The 17,567-nt window shown below is 30.3% G+C and carries 15 protein-coding genes and 1 other annotated feature; of the genes, 10 read left to right on the forward strand and 5 right to left on the reverse strand.

The genetic code is table 11. The features are described from left to right. The first annotated feature begins 29 nt into the window (after window positions 1-29). A complete protein-coding gene (locus A7L45_RS06480) occupies window positions 30-260 on the forward strand; it encodes a hypothetical protein (RefSeq protein WP_071612019.1) in 231 nt (76 codons plus the stop codon). 103 nt (window positions 261-363) lie between these two features. Here A7L45_RS06480 and A7L45_RS06485 read toward each other — a convergent pair whose 3' ends face one another. Further along, window positions 364-1,737 carry a DUF445 domain-containing protein gene (locus A7L45_RS06485; RefSeq protein ID WP_071612020.1) on the reverse strand — a complete coding sequence of 458 codons (1,374 nt, stop codon included), beginning with the start codon at window positions 1,735-1,737 and terminating at the stop codon, window positions 364-366. After that, window positions 1,734-2,933: a DUF445 domain-containing protein gene (locus A7L45_RS06490; RefSeq protein WP_071612021.1), complete on the reverse strand. Its 1,200-nt coding sequence runs from the start codon at window positions 2,931-2,933 to the stop codon at window positions 1,734-1,736. The genes A7L45_RS06485 and A7L45_RS06490 overlap by 4 nt, the downstream gene beginning before the upstream one ends. A 255-nt stretch (window positions 2,934-3,188) precedes the next feature. Here A7L45_RS06490 and A7L45_RS06495 point away from each other — a divergent pair, with 255 nt between their 5' ends. Next, the gene (locus A7L45_RS06495; RefSeq protein ID WP_071612022.1) at window positions 3,189-5,423 is read left to right on the forward strand and encodes an SPFH domain-containing protein; all 2,235 of its coding nucleotides are present in this window, start codon (window positions 3,189-3,191) and stop codon (window positions 5,421-5,423) included. Between the two features lie 445 nt (window positions 5,424-5,868). Here A7L45_RS06495 and A7L45_RS06500 read toward each other — a convergent pair whose 3' ends face one another. Beyond that, window positions 5,869-6,294, reverse strand: coding sequence for a hypothetical protein (locus A7L45_RS06500; RefSeq protein WP_071612023.1), 426 nt, complete (start codon window positions 6,292-6,294; stop codon window positions 5,869-5,871). A 348-nt stretch (window positions 6,295-6,642) separates the two neighbouring features. Here A7L45_RS06500 and clcA point away from each other — a divergent pair, with 348 nt between their 5' ends. The 6 genes from clcA (at window position 6,643) to A7L45_RS06530 (ending at window position 14,566) form a co-directional block, all read left to right on the forward strand. Continuing rightward, window positions 6,643-8,229, forward strand: coding sequence for a H(+)/Cl(-) exchange transporter ClcA (gene clcA / locus A7L45_RS06505; RefSeq protein ID WP_071612024.1), 1,587 nt, complete (start codon window positions 6,643-6,645; stop codon window positions 8,227-8,229). Between the two features lie 18 nt (window positions 8,230-8,247). After that, on the forward strand, window positions 8,248-8,871 hold the full coding sequence (locus tag A7L45_RS06510) for a GGDEF domain-containing protein (protein ID WP_224616739.1): 624 nt from the start codon (window positions 8,248-8,250) through the stop codon (window positions 8,869-8,871). A gap of 53 nt (window positions 8,872-8,924) precedes the next feature. Then, window positions 8,925-8,982, forward strand: a sequence feature (sodium ion sensor (DUF1646 type); this cis-regulatory element may regulate processes involved in with the transportation of sodium ions). Window positions 8,983-9,146: 164 nt separating this feature from the next. After that, on the forward strand, window positions 9,147-10,340 hold the full coding sequence (nhaA, locus tag A7L45_RS06515) for a Na+/H+ antiporter NhaA (RefSeq protein WP_071612026.1): 1,194 nt from the start codon (window positions 9,147-9,149) through the stop codon (window positions 10,338-10,340). A gap of 186 nt (window positions 10,341-10,526) precedes the next feature. Continuing rightward, complete coding sequence (locus A7L45_RS06520; protein WP_373687541.1) at window positions 10,527-11,006, forward strand: NADH-quinone oxidoreductase subunit NuoE family protein; 480 nt, start codon at window positions 10,527-10,529, stop codon at window positions 11,004-11,006. A gap of 1 nt (window position 11,007) precedes the next feature. After that, window positions 11,008-12,882, forward strand: a complete 1,875-nt coding sequence (gene nuoF / locus A7L45_RS06525) for an NADH-quinone oxidoreductase subunit NuoF (RefSeq protein WP_071612028.1) — start codon at window positions 11,008-11,010, stop codon at window positions 12,880-12,882. Between the two features lie 4 nt (window positions 12,883-12,886). Continuing rightward, window positions 12,887-14,566 (forward strand): [FeFe] hydrogenase, group A, encoded by a 1,680-nt coding sequence (locus tag A7L45_RS06530; RefSeq protein WP_071614888.1) that lies wholly within the window; start codon window positions 12,887-12,889, stop codon window positions 14,564-14,566. 92 nt (window positions 14,567-14,658) lie between these two features. On the opposite strand, the gene A7L45_RS06535 is transcribed toward A7L45_RS06530, so the two are convergent. Continuing rightward, window positions 14,659-15,237, reverse strand: a complete 579-nt coding sequence (locus A7L45_RS06535; RefSeq protein ID WP_071612029.1) for an NUDIX hydrolase — start codon at window positions 15,235-15,237, stop codon at window positions 14,659-14,661. A gap of 258 nt (window positions 15,238-15,495) precedes the next feature. On the opposite strand from A7L45_RS06535, the gene A7L45_RS06540 reads away from it, so the two are divergent. Next, a complete protein-coding gene (locus A7L45_RS06540) occupies window positions 15,496-15,888 on the forward strand; it encodes a hypothetical protein (protein ID WP_071612030.1) in 393 nt (130 codons plus the stop codon). A gap of 142 nt (window positions 15,889-16,030) precedes the next feature. Here the strand turns inward: A7L45_RS06540 and A7L45_RS06545 are convergent, their stop codons facing one another. After that, the gene (locus A7L45_RS06545) at window positions 16,031-16,363 is read right to left on the reverse strand and encodes a helix-turn-helix domain-containing protein (protein WP_071612031.1); all 333 of its coding nucleotides are present in this window, start codon (window positions 16,361-16,363) and stop codon (window positions 16,031-16,033) included. A 262-nt stretch (window positions 16,364-16,625) separates the two neighbouring features. Between A7L45_RS06545 and A7L45_RS06550 the strand changes: the two genes are divergently transcribed. Beyond that, on the forward strand, window positions 16,626-17,543 hold the full coding sequence (locus A7L45_RS06550; protein WP_071612032.1) for a VgrG-related protein: 918 nt from the start codon (window positions 16,626-16,628) through the stop codon (window positions 17,541-17,543). Window positions 17,544-17,567 lie beyond the last annotated feature (24 nt).

Consider the following 17,567-nt stretch of genomic DNA (forward strand, 5'->3'; position numbering starts at 1 on the left):
ATAAATAAATTAAAAAGGTGGTAAATATTATGGGCTATAGCGTTACTATGGATAATCATAAAGAACATTTCAACATTCAGCTAACTAATACAAAGGGTTGTACTTATTGTAAGGATGGTAAAGAATTATTAGGCACAAAAGGTGGAAATGTTTGGTATATTGATGATGATAAAAAAGAAATTTATTCAAATAAGGATGATGTATTAGTTCAGACAATTAAGATTGAGTATTGTCCTATGTGTGGTAGAAAGTTAACATAGTTACTATGTTAAGAAATATGAAATAAAAAAACACACAAAAGAGATAATAAATTATATTATATATAATTATGAGTGATGGAGAGATTTATCACTCATAAATATTTTAAAATTTAATATTTGGTAATATAAAATCATAAATTAAATGGGTTAGGGCAAAAACAAATCCACCGAATAATGCACCTACAACGCAACCGTTTATTCGAATTCCATGAAGTTCATTTCCAGCCTTTTTGATTACAAAATTATTTAAGGAATTGTCATCCATATTATTTAATACTTGCTTAACTATATCTCCTACATTTTGATATTTGGATTCAATAAATTTAAATATTGATTTTTTAATAAAATCATCCATAGTTTTTTTATTATTACTGTCATTTTTTATATTGTTAAAGCTTTTCTGTAATTCAGTTCTTATCCATGAAATTATAGATATAACATCTTGTTTCGCTAACAAACCTTTTTCGAATTTATCAGAGTCATTTAGATAATTATTGTTTAAATAAACTTGTTTTTCAGAAATAATCGCTATAACATTTTGTATAATTATATTTAAATAACCCTTTAGTGAGATTTCTTTAATTATTCTTATCTTCCATTCATTTATGCCAAGTTTAACATAGTCGTCTGTATTCGCTTTTTCAAGTAATTGTTTTATTTGCTCAATTATTTCTAATCTTAATACATCATCTTCATCTTTTAAATTTATAAGAAGGTTATTAGCTTGTTTAAGAATTGATCTTGTTATATCGGAAGTATTTATTGCATTAACGGATTCTAAAATACCTATGATTTTTTTCATAAAAACATTGTTAGATTCTTTTTTTAATATTTCATTGGCAAAGACATTTAAAATCTCAATTGCTTCTTCACGATTTATATATTCAATTACATTGTCTAATATTATGTTAAATATTTCTTTGAATTCGTCACTTTGTACTCCAAATGTGATAGCTTTATCTATATAAACCGATATTTCTATGGGTTCAATTTTTTGTTTTAGATTGCTTTCTAAAGATAAAGCCAATTTTAGGCTATCTATATTGACTAGTTTTTCTATGAAAAAGTCTATTAGTTTTTCATATAATTGACTTTTTATTTTTATATTTTTATCAATAAATTCAATTAATCTATCAGCTATATTAATTTCTTCTATTTTATTTTTTAATATTTTTTCACTTAACAATTCATTTTGAACCATGTTAGCTACGGCATTTACTATAATTATTCTATTCTTAGATATTATAGCGGTATGAGACGCGATTATAGGTATCTTTCCTACTAAAAATGGTTCCTTAAATAACGCAGTTATAGCAAACCAATCAGCAATAGCACCAACAAGTGCTGCTTCAATTATAAAACTTAACATTTCCAAATATTCAGTACTTCCAAAATTTATTTTAACAAGATTAATTATTATAACTAATGATATTAGTAAGGCAACTGATAAATCTGCTATTTTTTTATTTTTCATCATATATAAACTCCTATACTGTACTTGATAATATATATTATGATACCAACTACTCCACCCACAAGGGAACCGTTAATTCGTATAAGCTGTAAGTCATTCCCGGCATTTGATTCTATTAGTTCAATTAGCATAGTATCTGAGTATTTGCTAAGATTCTCTTTTACTATTTTTCCAACGTTTTTATGTTTAGCATCTATAAATTTATATATTAGGTCTTTTAAAAATAAGTCAACTCTTTTTTGTGTATCAAGATTATCATCTAAATCATTTATCCAATTATCTATGATAAAAAAAGGCTTATTGTATAAATCCTCATTGTTAAGAATTTTATTACCTGCATTTTCAAAAATCAAATTAATGTATTCATTAACTTTGATGGTTTTTAAAAAATCAAGTTTCCAATTTTCAATTTTCAACTTGTAATCACTATTATTTTTAAAATCATCTAACTTATCATAAATCCATTTATCAAAGAGTAATCTATTATCATTATCAGGTTTCTTCATATCATCTAGGAAATTTTTGATCTTTTCTTGAATACCAATTGCTAAATTATTATTTCCTTTAAATCTATCAACAAATTTTTTTCGCTTACTCTCACCCTCATATGAAGCGCGTGCATCAATTATGAAATTAATAAGTATATCTTTAAAATCATCCCTTTGAGAATACAGTATTAATTCATCTAGGATAAAATCATAAAATTTATCCTTATACTCAGTTTTAAAAGAAACTTCTATAATTGAACTAATTAATTTATGTAAATCAGTCCTTTTAAAAAAATTTAGAATTAATTCCGAAGTGATTTTAAAAAGCTCATTTTTATTTATTTTTTTAACATTATCTTTTATCATTATTTTAAAAATATTTTTTATGTTTCCAATCTCATCATTATTCTTTACTAATTCAATAACTAGTCTTGAAGTGTCATATTTATTAAGTAATTTTTTTAATATATTCTTAGATAGTAATTCTTCACTTACCATATTTGATAGACCATCGAAAATCTTTTGTTTATTTTTAGGGATAGTTTTTTTTAGTAGTTTGTTAATACCCCACCAATCAGCAAATCCACCAATCATAGAAGCACAACTTCCACTAGACACAAGGCCTCCTATAAAATTATTATGAAATGGATAACTAATTATATAAATGCTAGAAGCTAAAATTAAAATTAATGCTGCTTTATAACGATTCACTTTGAGACCTACTTTCTTTACATTATTTATTTTTAAAATAATTAATTACATTCATATTAGAGCTATTATTAAATGTTAATCCATATAATTTAGCATACCACCATTAATAGAAAAGGACAATTCCTTGTTAACAAGAACTTTAGGATGTTATGCTTTTAATATTTTTTGAATACTATTTTAAAAATACCAACATATAGTACAATAGTATGTTAATATCAGTTATAGAATAAAATATAAATTATAAGGGGGGAAATTATGATTCCGTACACATTATTAATTATAGCAGGTATAGTAATAGTAGTACTAATTTTAATTATTTATGGAATAGGGGCTACAAGCATAGGATCAGATGAAGTAGGTATTGTCGAGAAATGGTGGAGTTCAGGTGGTTCAGTGCCAGCTGATGGCCTTATAGCACTTAAAGGAGAAGCAGGTTACCAACCAGAAGTACTAAGGGCTGGTATTCATTTCAAAACACCTTTCAAGTATAAGGTTAAAAAGGTTAGGCTTGTAACTATACCACAAGGACAAATAGCTTATGTATTTTCAAGGTCTGGAGAAAGTTTAGGAGAGGGCCAAACTTTAGGTAAAGTTATACCAGAAAGCAAGTCATTCCAAGACGTTGTAGGATTTTTAAATAATGGTGGACAAAAAGGACCACAAAGGCAAATTCTTCGTGAGGGTACTTATGCATTTAACTTAGCACAATTTATTATAATTACTAAGGATAAAGTACATTCAATATTTACTTCAAAAGCTGAAACAGCTCAAATAGAGACAATGAGAAGTGACTTAGCTAAGGATAGTGGGTTTAATCCTGTAATTATATCAAGTTCAAAAGTTTCTGAGTCATATACCCAGCAGGATGATGGTAGTGAAATAGAAAATAGCGTTAATAAAAACACAGCTAAAAGGTCAACTAGCCGTGATACTATAGGTATTGTAACTATTAATGAGGGTCCAACACCTGATAATGGAGCAATTATAGCACCTATTGTTGGTGATGGTATAAATAATGAGTTCTATCACAACAATTTTCAAGAACCAGAGAAATTTTTAGCTGCAGATGGTAGAAAAGGTAAACAAATGCAAGTACTTACTGATGGAGTTTATTTCATTAATAGAATGTTTGCAACTGTTGATATAGTACCTAAAAGCATAATAGATATTGGATATGTAGGGGTAGTGGTAAGCTACTTTGGTGATAAAGGTGAAGATGTTTCTGGAAAAGGGTATTCTCATGGAGAACTTGTAGAACAAGGTAAAAAAGGTATTTGGAGAGATTCTATGATGCCAGGAAAGTATGCATTTAATACTTATGCTGGTAAAGTGGTTCCAGTTCCTACTACCAATGTAATACTTAAGTGGATTAGTGGTCAAACTGGTGTGCATAAATTAGATGATAATTTAAAAGAAATCAGTTTGATAACAAAGGATGCTTTCGAGCCTAATTTACCACTAACCGTAGTATTTAACATTGATTATAGAAAAGCATCATCAGTTATACAAAGGTTTGGGGATATAAAAATGCTTATAGAGCAATCTCTCGATCCAATGGTAGCTGGGTATTTTAAAAACATTGGGCAAACTAAAACTCTTATAGAACTTGTTCAAGATAGAAGTCAAATTCAACAACAAGCAGCAGACGAAATGACAGGTAAATTTAAATTATATGATTTAGAACTACAAGAAGTATTAATTGGAACACCAGCTGCTTCTTCTAGCGATACAAGAATTGAAAAAATTCTTGCACAGTTAAGAGATAGACAAGTAGCTATGGAAGAAATTAAGACAAATGAGGCTAAACAAAAATCTGCTGAAAAGCAAAGAGAACTAAACGAGGCAGAGGCAAAAGCAATGGCGCAGTCAGCTCTTACACAATCAAGTATTGATATAGAAGTTGCTGATAATAAGGGTAAATCTGAATTAAGACTTGCAGAACAGTTAGCATTTAAAACTCAGAAACTTGCAGAAGCCGACAAATACAAGAGAACTCAAGAAGCGGATGCTGAAAGGTATACAAGGGAAGCACAAGCAGCAGCAGGGGCGAAGACTATTGAACTAACAGCTGAGGCTAATGCGAAGCAGGTAGAACTTCAAGCAAAAGCAGAATCATTTAAGCTTGAAACAGTTGGAAAGGCAACAGCATTAAATATTAAAGCAGTTGCAGATGCGACTGCTGAGCAAGAAACAAAGGTAGGAATTGCAAAGGGAGCTGCAGCTAAGGCTTTAGTTGAGGCATATGGCGGCCCTGATTTACAAGTTAGGCAAAGTGTTATGATAGCATTTGCAGAGGCGTTAAAAATAAGTAAGTCACCATTAGTGCCACAAACTATAATAATGGGTGGAGCTGATGGAAAAACACCTAACGCAATGGAAGGTATAATGAGTATGGTACTTGCAAATATGGCAAGTGAAAAAGGTTCTATAATACCCAAAAGTATTGAGAACATTGATGGTAAAGAGATAATCAAAACACAAAGTAAATAGTATACAAACAAAATCCAGTAGAATAATATAAATTATTTTACTGGATTTTCTATTAAGAAATTTTTTCTTCTTCTTTTTTATCTCTTTTAGCTTTTCTTTCATTAATTCTATACCAGGCGTTTGCATTTTTGATTCCCAATTTTTTAGGATCTTTTACTAAATAGGTTAACGTCCTCAATAAGAGCACTAATTACATTTATAATACATTTCATAAAAAACATAATACCTATAACAATACAAAATCTGAAATATTGCAATTAAGGTTAATCCGATTATGCAGAAAAAAGTAAAAGTTATTTTAAAAAATGGAAATTAATTTGAAAAGTAATAAGATTAGTGTTATCTTTCTAAATGATATTCATTCATAGAAATGAATAAATATTTGGGCATGCTTTCAATAATGATTAAAGATTATTACATCATAATAATGTGTATAATAAATGAATTAGAGCTTTATATATGACTTTGTTAAATAGTTGTATTGGGTTCTATTTGTTTTAGTATGATCATCAGATTCTTCATTAATATTGTGTTGATTAAATTCAATTAAAAATTTGTAAAACTTACGTAAAGCTACTTTTTTATATGTTATGGTGTTTTTTTTATACATTTTTATATAATGCAAATAAAAGTTATATTGACTAAAACTTTCTTTACTTAATATGGAAAATATGTGCGTATTTTTTGAAAAATACCAATTAATATATTGTTCCACATCTTTAATATATGCATCAATTGTAAATTTTCTTTTGTATTTTTCTCTTAAAAAGCACTTAAAGTAATAAATAATTATACGACAATCAGATTTGCTTTGAAAGGAGTTTTTCTCAATTGCATTTAAAACCTCAGTAACATTATACTTAACAAACATTGAATGTTCTTCTCCTCTCTTTTTATATTTGTTCTGTCTTATTTTTTTTATTAAAATGGTGACTAGAACATAATAAAATGGCGATTTCGACACAAAGGCGTATATTAATGGCTAGTAGCACTGCATTTCCATTTAATTGCAAACTGGATTGGTACTACAATTACCATAACATATATATATAACAACGCATATATACAATGACATATATATATAACAACACATATATACAATAACACATATATGATGTTATATGTTATTATATATATAGTGTCATAATTTAATCAAACACTTTATAGAGTCTGAAGATATAAATAATAATTGGTTTTATCTAGCAATGGAGGCAGAGAAATGGAATCAAAAAACAAACACAATACCTATAATTCCTTGTTCAACTGGCGTAGTCTTAGATTAAAGCTCGTGGTTGAAGGAATAGGGGTAGGTATTATTACAGGTTTATTAATTGTACTGTATCGTTATACACTTGAAAAAGCAGGATTTTTTGTAAATTATGTTTATAAAACTATATCTATAAACCCAGTACTTATTTTACCATGGATTTGTGTTTTAATACTTATAGGATATATTGTAGGACTAATGGTTAAACATGAGCCCATGATTACTGGAAGTGGAATCCCTCAAGTGGAAGGAGTTTTACTTAGAAAGCTTGATATGACCTGGTGGAGAGTTATAATTGGTAAATTTTTTGGAGGAGTTCTTTCAATAGGATCAGGTCTTTCTTTAGGCAGGGAAGGCCCATCGGTTCAATTAGGGGCAGCCGTTGGTCAAGGGTTTAGTAAGGTCTTTAAAAGAATAAAGATTGAAGAAAAATATCTCATGACAAGTGGAGCTAGTGCAGGACTGTCAGCTGCATTTAATGCACCACTCGCTGGTGCATTATTTGCCTTAGAAGAGGTTCATAAAAATTTTTCGCCTTTAATTTTACTGTCTGCATTATCTGCGGCATTATCAGCTGATTTTGTAGCAAGCAGCTTTTTGGGATTAAAACCAATTTTCGTAATTAAAAATTTATCTATATTGCCACTTAAATTTTATTTTTATTTGATTATACTAGGTATTATTGTTGGGGTTTTAGGGGTTTTATTTAATAAAATTCTTTTGAAAACTCAAGATTTATATGTAACTCAAACATGGCTCCCAAAAGAAATGAGAATGGTAGTACCATTATTAATTTCAGTCATAATTGGAATTCTATTACCACAAGCATTAGGAGGGGGTCACGAACTAATAACTTCATTATTTACAGGAAACCCATCTTTAACAATTTTAGTAATTCTAGTTTTTGTAAAATTCTTATTCACTATGCTAAGTTTTGGGTCGGGTGCGCCAGGAGGAATATTTCTTCCACTTCTTGCTATTGGAGCTTTAATAGGAAATGTTTATGGGATAACACTTGTACATTTTGCACATTTTAATAGTATGTATATTAATAACTTTATAATACTTGCAATGGCAGGATATTTCACAGCTGTAGTTAGAGCGCCTATAACTGGAATTATTCTACTTACTGAAATGACAGGTTCTTTTAGTCAATTACTTTCTTTATCTGTTGTATCTATTGTTGCATATATTGTGGCGGATATTTTGGCATCAAAACCTATTTATGAATCGTTACTAGAAAAATTTCTACATAATCAAGGAGAAAAGATATCCTTCGGTAATAAGAGAAACAAGGCTATACTAGAGTTTGTTGTTTGTATGGGATCAGATTTAGATGGAAAACAAATTAGAGATGTCATATGGCCATCTCATTGCTTGTTAGTAACAGTTAAGCGGGGAGAACATGAGATAATACCAAAAGGATCTACCGTTATTTTTCCAGGCGATTATTTGATTGTACTTACCAATGAGGATAGAGTCGCCAAAATGAATGATGCGCTTACAATAATGACAGCAAGTTGTGAGGTATTAAAATAAGGATTTTAAGGAGAATTTATGATGGATAAAACACTAATTTCTATAGATGAAATAACATCAAGAGTTAAAGATTTAATTAAAAATAATGAAGGACCTTTTAGTGTAGTTACATGCGATATTGATAATCTAAATAATATTAATAAAATTCATGGGGATGATATAGGCGATGAAGTAATTAATAAAGTTATTTCTATATTTAGTAATAATTTATCTGATACAGATTTAATAAATAGAAGTGGTGATGAATTTACTTTGTTACTTGTAAAAAAAGGCGCAGAGAGAAGTTTTATGGACTTAGAAGAAATAAGAAGATATTTATCAGATAATACCTTCGATTTAAAAAGTTTAACTAAAACAGAAAACATTAATATTACTCTAAGCTTTGGAGTTGCTAGTTATCCACGTGATTCTAAAAATGTTATAGATCTTCTTAGAGTTGCGGATAGCGGTCTTTTTAGAGCTAAAAAAGAGGGGAGAAATAGAATTTGTCTATCAGAGGCAGAAAGTATGGTACTGAAATCAAGTTATTTTACTAAAACTCAACTTGATAGGTTATCAGAACTTTCTAAGGCAAATGATAAAACCGAAGCATTTCTTTTAAGGGAAGCATTGGATGGTTTATTTAAAAAATATAACAAATAAATTAATGGACATAATTTGAATATTGAGTTAACATGTAATATATAGTTGTTATCGGTTGGACAAACTAGTCTAAGTTTGATTCCAAGAAATTTGTTTCTGGGGTGGGAAACTCTTATTTGAGTTTCCCGCTTTTTGTTTTTTGATTTTTATAACACAATATGAAACAAGCTACAATATAAAGACATTAAATTAATAGGTGGTTGAAAAAGTTAGGTGGGAATATTAATTTGTATTTTGACCTAAAATAAGAAATATAAATGGAGAGGAATGATAATATGAATTTAAAAAAAAATAACAAGATTACTAGTCCAATTATAAGCTTTTTTAAAAATGAATCTGCCAGTGGTATAATTCTGATGGTCTTTGCTGTAATTGCATTAATAGTGGCTAATTCTGGAATTGCCTCTAGCTATGATAAGTTTCTCCATAGTTACATAACTATCGGATACAAAGATTTTTCATTATCAATGTCCATTCTACATTGGATAAATGATGGATTAATGGCTATATTTTTCTTTGTAGTTGGTATGGAAATAAAAAGGGAGCTAGTTGTAGGAGAACTTAAGTCTATAAATAAAACTATATTGCCTGTGGGCGCGGCTATTGGTGGAATGATAATCCCAGCTATTATCTATTCAATATTTAATTATAATCAGCCTACTAGTTTAGGCTGGGGAATTCCTATGGCAACTGATATTGCTTTTGCACTTGGAGTACTTTCTTTAGTAGGAAGCAAGCGAGCACCGAAGGGAATAATTACTTTTCTTACAGCACTCGCAATAGTTGATGATTTAGGTGCTATTATTGTAATTGCTATTTTCTACACTAACCAAATTTCACTCACTGCACTTTTGGTGTCTTTAGTAGGGATAATAACACTTATATTAATGAATAAATTTAAGGTTAAGTATGTATCGCTTTTTATATTTTTAGGTATTATATTATGGACAAGTCTCTTAAAATCAGGTATACATTCTACTATTGCTGGTGTATTACTTGCTATGACTATACCAGTTAAGAAAGATAAATTAGAATTTAAAAGTTCTATGTTATATAAGCTTGAGCATATGATAACGCCTTGGTCTAGTTTTGTAATTATGCCTATATTTGCATTAGCAAACGCAGGTGTGGTTTTTAGTTTTAACAGTTTCTCAAAAATTTTAGTAGAACCAGTTGGACTTGGAATTATTTTTGGACTATTTTTGGGGAAACAAATAGGAATATTTGGAGCATCATATTTATTAATACATTTTAAAATTGCTAAGCTCCCATCGAAGGTAACTTTAAAACATATATATGGTGCAAGTTTACTTGGTGGTATTGGATTTACAATGTCATTATTTGTATCCTCATTATCTTTTCCAGGAGGAGAGCTATTATCTATGGCTAAAATAAGTGTAATATCTGCCTCTATGATATCAGCAATTGCGGGTATTTTAGTTTTTAAATCTATAAAAATTCATAATTGAAAAATTAGTATGTATTTTATCACACTTCAACCTAATAGGCTGAGGTGTTTTTAATTAGGTGACTTGTCATTATATTCTAACATAGGATATAATGTACAAAAAAATAATAATTATGATTGTTGTAATATTGCGAAAATTATTATAAAATGTAGTTGAGATAAAATAATAATGTGCCTAGGGGGAAGAATGATGAGTTCACAAATTGATTTTAGTAAATTAGATAATATACTCCAAAATCACGAAAATAAACCTAGTAATATTATTGCAATATTACAAGACACGCAGGAAATATATAGGTATTTACCTAAAGAGGTATTTGCATATTTTTCAGAAAAGCTTGGAATGAGTATGGCCAAAATATATGGTGTGGCAACTTTTTATGATAACTTCTCTTTAGAACCAAAAGGTACGTATGTTATAAAAATATGTGATGGCACAGCATGTCATGTAAGAAAGTCTGTTCCTATTTTAGACAAAATGCGAGCAGAGCTAGGATTGTCAGAAAAGAAGACTACAACGGATAATTTGAGGTTTACAGTGGAAACGGTTTCTTGCCTTGGCGCCTGTGGGCTTGCACCTGCTATAACTATTAATGATAAAGTACATGGTGCTATGACTCCACAAAAAGCAATGGAACTTTTAAACGCACTTAAGGAGGAAGAATAATATGCTTCTTAGTAGAAATGATTTAATTAGTATCAGAAATGAATATGCTGATAGTTTTAATAGGCAACATAAAAAGATCCTTATATGCGCAGGTACTGGTTGTATTGCAGGTGGTGCACTTGAAATTTATGATGAATTTGTAAAGATTATGAAGGGTAAAGGGATAGATTGTGAGTTAGGTCTCCAAAAGGAACCACATGATGATTCAGTTGGAATTAAAAAGAGTGGATGTCATGGATTTTGCGAAATGGGACCGCTTGTAAGGATTGAGCCATGGGGGTATTTATATATAAAAGTAAAACGAGAGGATTGCGCCGAAATACTCGAAAAAACTATTCTTAATAATGAGTGTGTTGAGAGGCTTGCATACACTAAAAACGGGAAAATATATAAAAAGCAAGAGGAAATTCCTTTTTATAAGAGTCAAACAAGACTAGCACTTGAACATTGTGGACATATTGATGCAACTTCTATAGAAGAATATATTGCTATAGGAGGATATGCAGCACTTGAGAAAGCTTTATTTGATATGGATGAAGAAAGTATCATTAAAGAAATAGAGGAATCTAATTTAAGAGGACGTGGAGGCGGCGGATTTCCTACAGGCCGTAAGTGGTCACAGGTAAAAAAACAGAAAACCGATATAAAGTATATTGTATGTAATGGTGATGAAGGCGATCCGGGTGCATTTATGGATAGAAGTCTTATGGAGGGAGATCCACATAGAGTACTTGAAGGAATGATGATTGCGGCTATCGCGTGTGGGTCTCATGAAGGATATATTTATGTGCGAGCTGAGTATCCTCTTGCTGTAAATAGACTTAAAAATGCTATTATTCAAGCAAGAAGTTACGGTGTTTTAGGCGATAATATTCTCGGTACAAGCTTTAGCTTTAATATTAAAATAAACAAAGGGGCAGGCGCTTTCGTTTGTGGGGAGGGTAGTGCACTTACGGCTTCGATTGAAGGAAAAAGAGGCATGCCAAGGGTAAAACCTCCAAGGACAGTTGAGCAAGGACTTTTTGCTAAACCAACAGTACTTAATAATGTAGAAACATTCGCTAATGTTCCTTTAATTATTAATAAAGGTGCGAAATGGTATAAATCTATAGGGCCTGAAAATAGTCCTGGTACTAAGGCGTTTGCTTTAACTGGAAATATAGAAAACACGGGGCTTATTGAGGTTCCGATGGGGTCAACATTAAGAGAAATAATATTTGGAATAGGTGGAGGAATTAAGGGTGGCAAGAAATTTAAGGCTGTCCAGATAGGTGGTCCATCAGGGGGATGCCTTATAACATCAGATCTTGATTTAAGACTTGATTTTGATTCATTAAAAAAAGTGGGAGCAATGATAGGCTCAGGTGGACTTGTGGTTATGGATGAGGATACATGCATGGTTGAGGTTGCAAAATTTTTTATGACATTCACTCAAAATGAATCTTGTGGAAAATGTATTCCTTGTCGTGAGGGGACTAAAAGAATGCTTGAAATTCTCCAGGGAATTACTTCAGGCAAGGGCAAACCATCAGATATTGACATGTTACTCGAACTTGCAGATACCATATCACAAACAGCATTATGTGGGCTTGGAAAAACAGCTGCATTACCAGTTGTTAGTACTATTAAAAATTTCAGATCTGAGTATGAAACACACATAAATCAAAAGAAATGTCCATCAAAAACTTGCGTTGGGCTTAAGACTATATTTATTGATAAAGAACTTTGCAGGGGTTGTTCGAAGTGCTCAAGGATTTGCCCAGTTAATGCAATTTCAGGCAAAATAAAGTCAATCTATACAATTGACAAAGATAAGTGCATTAAGTGTGGTGCCTGTGTTGAAGCTTGCACATTTAAAGCTATAAAGGAGGATTAAGATGATGACTGGTCAATTTATGCTTATAGATGATATTCCTGTAGAGATAAATGGAGAAAAAAACATTCTTGAGTTAGTTAGGAAAGCAGGTATTGATTTGCCCACCTTATGTTATTATTCAGAGCTTTCAGTGTATGGTGCCTGTCGTATGTGCATGGTAGAAAACAAATGGGGAGGAATGGAAGCTGCCTGCTCTACTCCTCCAAAGGCTAATATGGAGATTTATACAAATACCCCGAAGCTTCGTAAATATAAAAAAATGATACTTGAATTGCTATTAGCGGCGCATTGTAGAGATTGTACTACATGTGAGAAAAGTGGTCAGTGCAAATTGCAAGAACTTGCTAAACAGTTTGGGATAACAAAAGTAAGATTCAGTAACACTTCAGTTAAGAGTAAAATAGATGACTCTTCAGTATGTATAGTGCGCGATAAAAGTAAGTGTATTTTATGTGGTGATTGTGTACGTATGTGTGAGGAAGTGCAAAATGTTGGAGCTATTGATTTTGTTAATAGAGGTTCAAAAATGACTGTAGGCACTGCCTTTGATGTACCGCTTGCCCAGACTAATTGCGTTGGGTGCGGACAGTGCGCAGCAGTGTGTCCTACTGGCGCAATTATTGTGAAAAATGATACTCAGAGGCTTTGGAAAGATATTAGTGATATAGAAACATTAGTCGTGGTTCAGATTGCCCCTGCAGTACGTGCAGGAATTAGCGAGGAGTTAGGTATAAAAAATGATGTAAATGTTATGGGTAAAATTGTAAGCAGTCTTAGGAAAATGGGTGTTGATGAAGTTTTTGATACATCGACCGGAGCTGATCTTACAGTACTTGAGGAGACAAAAGAATTCCTTTCAAGAATTGAAAAGAATGAAAAATTACCATTATTTACATCGTGTTGTCCTGCTTGGGTAAATTATGTTGAAAATAATTATCCTAGTTTAATTAAAAACATTTCTACATGTCGTTCACCTATGCAGATGTTTGCATCTGTAATTAAAGAGCAGTATAAGGAATCTAATAAGAAAATTGTACATGTAGCAATAATGCCTTGCACAGCAAAAAAATTTGAATCACAAAGAGATGAATTTATAGAGAATGGGGTTAATAGTGTAGATTATGTAATAACTACGCAAGAGCTTATTAAAATGATAAAAGAGTCAGGTATTGTTTTTTCTGAGGTATTGCCTGAAGCAGTTGATATGCCATTTGGTGTCAGTAGTGGAGCCGGCGTTATATTTGGAGTAACAGGTGGGGTAACTGAGGCTGTTATACGCCGTGTAATAGAGGATAAATCACCTTCTGCATTACGTGATCTTGCTTTCGCTAGAGTAAGGGGGATGGAGGGAGTTAAAGAAACAAGTATTACAGTTGGTGGACGTTTAATAAATGTAGCTGTTGTAAGTGGACTTAAAAATGCTGATGAACTTGTGAAAAAAATACAGGCAGGCGAGGCTCAATATGATTTTGTTGAAGTTATGGCGTGTCCGGGCGGATGTATTGGTGGTGCAGGACAACCATTTGTAAAATCAAAGGGAAAATTAAAACGTGGTGCTTTGTTATATGAAGCAGACAGAATGAATGTTATAAGGCGATCAGAGGAAAATCCTTTGATGGATACATTGTATAAAGGTTTGTTAAAAGATAAGGTTCACAAGTTATTACATGTAGAATATAAATAAAAAATAAATCCATCAGAATAAATAATGGTCTGGTGGATTTGTTTTATTATAAACACCTCATGAGAAAAGAATAAATTGTACTTTAGATCCAACTAAGCGATAAAGTTTTGTATTGAAAGAAAAGCCTTAATGTCTATTTTTTTATCAGAATCAATTAAAACTTTAGCTTCTGCCTTGGATAAAAGTATAACCTCAATATCTTCATCAGGTTCTAGATAATCTTTTGATATTTTACCTTGGCAAGTACAATACACTAGTGCAGCGGATTCATCTGTCATACCAGTTGAAATGTAAGCCTGTGATTTTGTTTTAGAATAATCAATTTGGATCAAATCAAGTCCAGTTTCTTCCTTTAGTTCTCGAGCAACAGTAGTTTTAAAATCCTCACCAGGATCAATAAGCCCAGCAGGAATTTCATAAACATAATCATTAAGAGGGACCCTAAATTGTTTTATAATTACTAACTTATTTTCAACAGTGTGGGTCGCTATTATTATTACGGCGTCTATAGCGCATTCTGCTTTATTAAAATATATATTTTTTAATGTATCTATGTTTTTTCTAGAAGCTATTGACCAATTTTTGCATTCCCCGTTTTTGTTAATATATTGGGCATCGTAGAGTTTTAAATATTGTGTATCTGCTAGTGTTGTAATATTTTTCATACTCATTATTTCATATCCTATCATATTTTATTTTATTAATGTTAAGTTCTTATTCATATCTATACATAAATTAATAGTAGCACTTTAAAATGGAAATAACAATGGAACATAAATGTGAAATGATGCTATAAAAGTGAAATTGTTTAATTAATGGTTTTAATAATTAATAGAAAATAAAATTAGGATTTGTTATAATATTTACGGAAAATAAAATTATAATGAATAATATAAAAGTATATATAAAAGTTATGGAGGTAAAATAATATGTTTTATTTTGTTGGAGATGTGGAAGAAAATGTAATGAATGTAAATAACATTTACGAGGTACCATTTTTAGAAGAAGCTATATATAATATGTCATTAGATAAAATGATTAATGAATATGAAAACATAAAAAAGTGGTTCATGATTAATAAGATGGCTAATAATTTTAAAAGAAAGGGTGTTGCGGGGGAAGAGTTGGAGTTTTTTCTTATAGATAATATTCCTTACGCGGAGTTAGATTATACTCATGACGTTCTAAATAATAGAATCAAACAGAAAATGGGGTTACAATTTGAAGAATATGAGCACTTTTTAAAATTAAAATTAAGTGGGACATGCTCTAGAATTTTGTTCAATATTAAGGTGGAAAGTATTTTAAAAGAATGGAGTTAGATTAGAAAATTTATATTTTTAATTAATATAAATTGTTGAATATTATTACATATGAAAAAAGATAAAAAAAATATACTAATATCCTACGTATGTAGTTAGTATATTTTTTTTTATGTTATGAAACATAGGTAATTAATACCATTCACCTTGCCAAATGTGGTATTAATAATTTTATAAGGCTTTCAATTACTTTGATTTCTTTTTCTGAACATTTATCAATTAATGAATGTAACTCATCGTTATTAGTATTAACATTTAACTGTTCAAAAATTAAGTAATCTATCGAAACATGTAAACATTCAGTAATGTTTATTAATGTGTTAATGCTCATTCGTCTTTCGCCTCTTTCAATTTGCCCTAGAAAGTATGGTGAAAGATTTAAGAGCTCCGATAATTTTTCCCTTGTCATATCAAACTTTTCTCGTTCAATCCTTATTCTAGTTCCAACTTTTACATAATTGATTTCATTTTGCACATTATTCACCCTTCATAATTCTACAAATTACTTAACAATTTAACATTACATGAAAAACTTCAATATATAAATAAGCACATTGCCTACAAATTATGTTTTATGTTATTCTTAATAAGAAATTAATAAATAATACTTTCATTTATAATAATATGTGTAAAAAAAATATTATTATTCTAAAATATTTAATTGCAAGAATAAAGTTTAATTTAAAGTATACGATAATAAGCATATATACAAAATTTATTTAAAATGGGTGATAGTCATGGCATTATCTTCAGATATTATTTTTAATAACATGTTGAACCAATATAAATTACAAACAAAAGCAAATAATATAGGTTCGCATACAAGCACAAGTAGTGTTAATAAGGAAATAGAAAATCAGAAAATCATGTTTCAAACAATGCTTATTCAAATGATGGATAATTCCGGAACCTCAATGATGACACAACTAATGTCTAGTGCTATATCAAATCAAAATTCCTATAGCATAAATGATTCATTAAATTCATGGAGTGATTTTAATGCTAAAATGAGAGATGCCACAAAATCATTATCAAATGATAATAATTCTGATGGATTGGGGCTTACATCGGCTAAATATGAATCTAATCTTAATCCAGCAGCAATAAGCAATACATTAGGCGATTATGGTGGAAAATCTTATGGAGCATGGCAATTTTCGTCGAAGACAGGTTCTTTAGATTCATTTATAAGTTCACTAAAAATAAAGGATAAAGAAATTTATTCAAGGTTAACAGAGGCCAAAGCTAAAGATGGTAATGAATTTGGGAAAAACTTTGATCAAACGTGGACAAGTATTGCATTATGTAATAAAGATAAATTTTTAAAATTACAGCAAAACAGTATAAAAGGAAATTATTACGATGTAGCAGCAGCAGAATTAAAGCAAAAGTATGGTTTTGATATAAGCAAGAAAAGTTATGCTTTAAAAGAAAGTCTACTATCTACAGTGGTTCAACACGGAGTTACAGGTACTTTATCAGTGTTCTCAAAACTTAATTTGAAAAATAGTGATAAGAGTATTATAAATGATTTATATAATGAACGCCAAAAGGTTGATGTTTATTTTAGAGATAGTTCACAGGCTGTAAAGCAAAGCGTATACAATAGATTTACAAGAGAAAAGCAGGATATGCTTAATATATTAAATGCATAATTTATTTACGTTTTGAGTGAGTAA

The sequence above is a fragment of the Clostridium estertheticum subsp. estertheticum genome (assembly GCF_001877035.1).
Taxonomy (GTDB): domain Bacteria; phylum Bacillota; class Clostridia; order Clostridiales; family Clostridiaceae; genus Clostridium_AD; species Clostridium_AD estertheticum.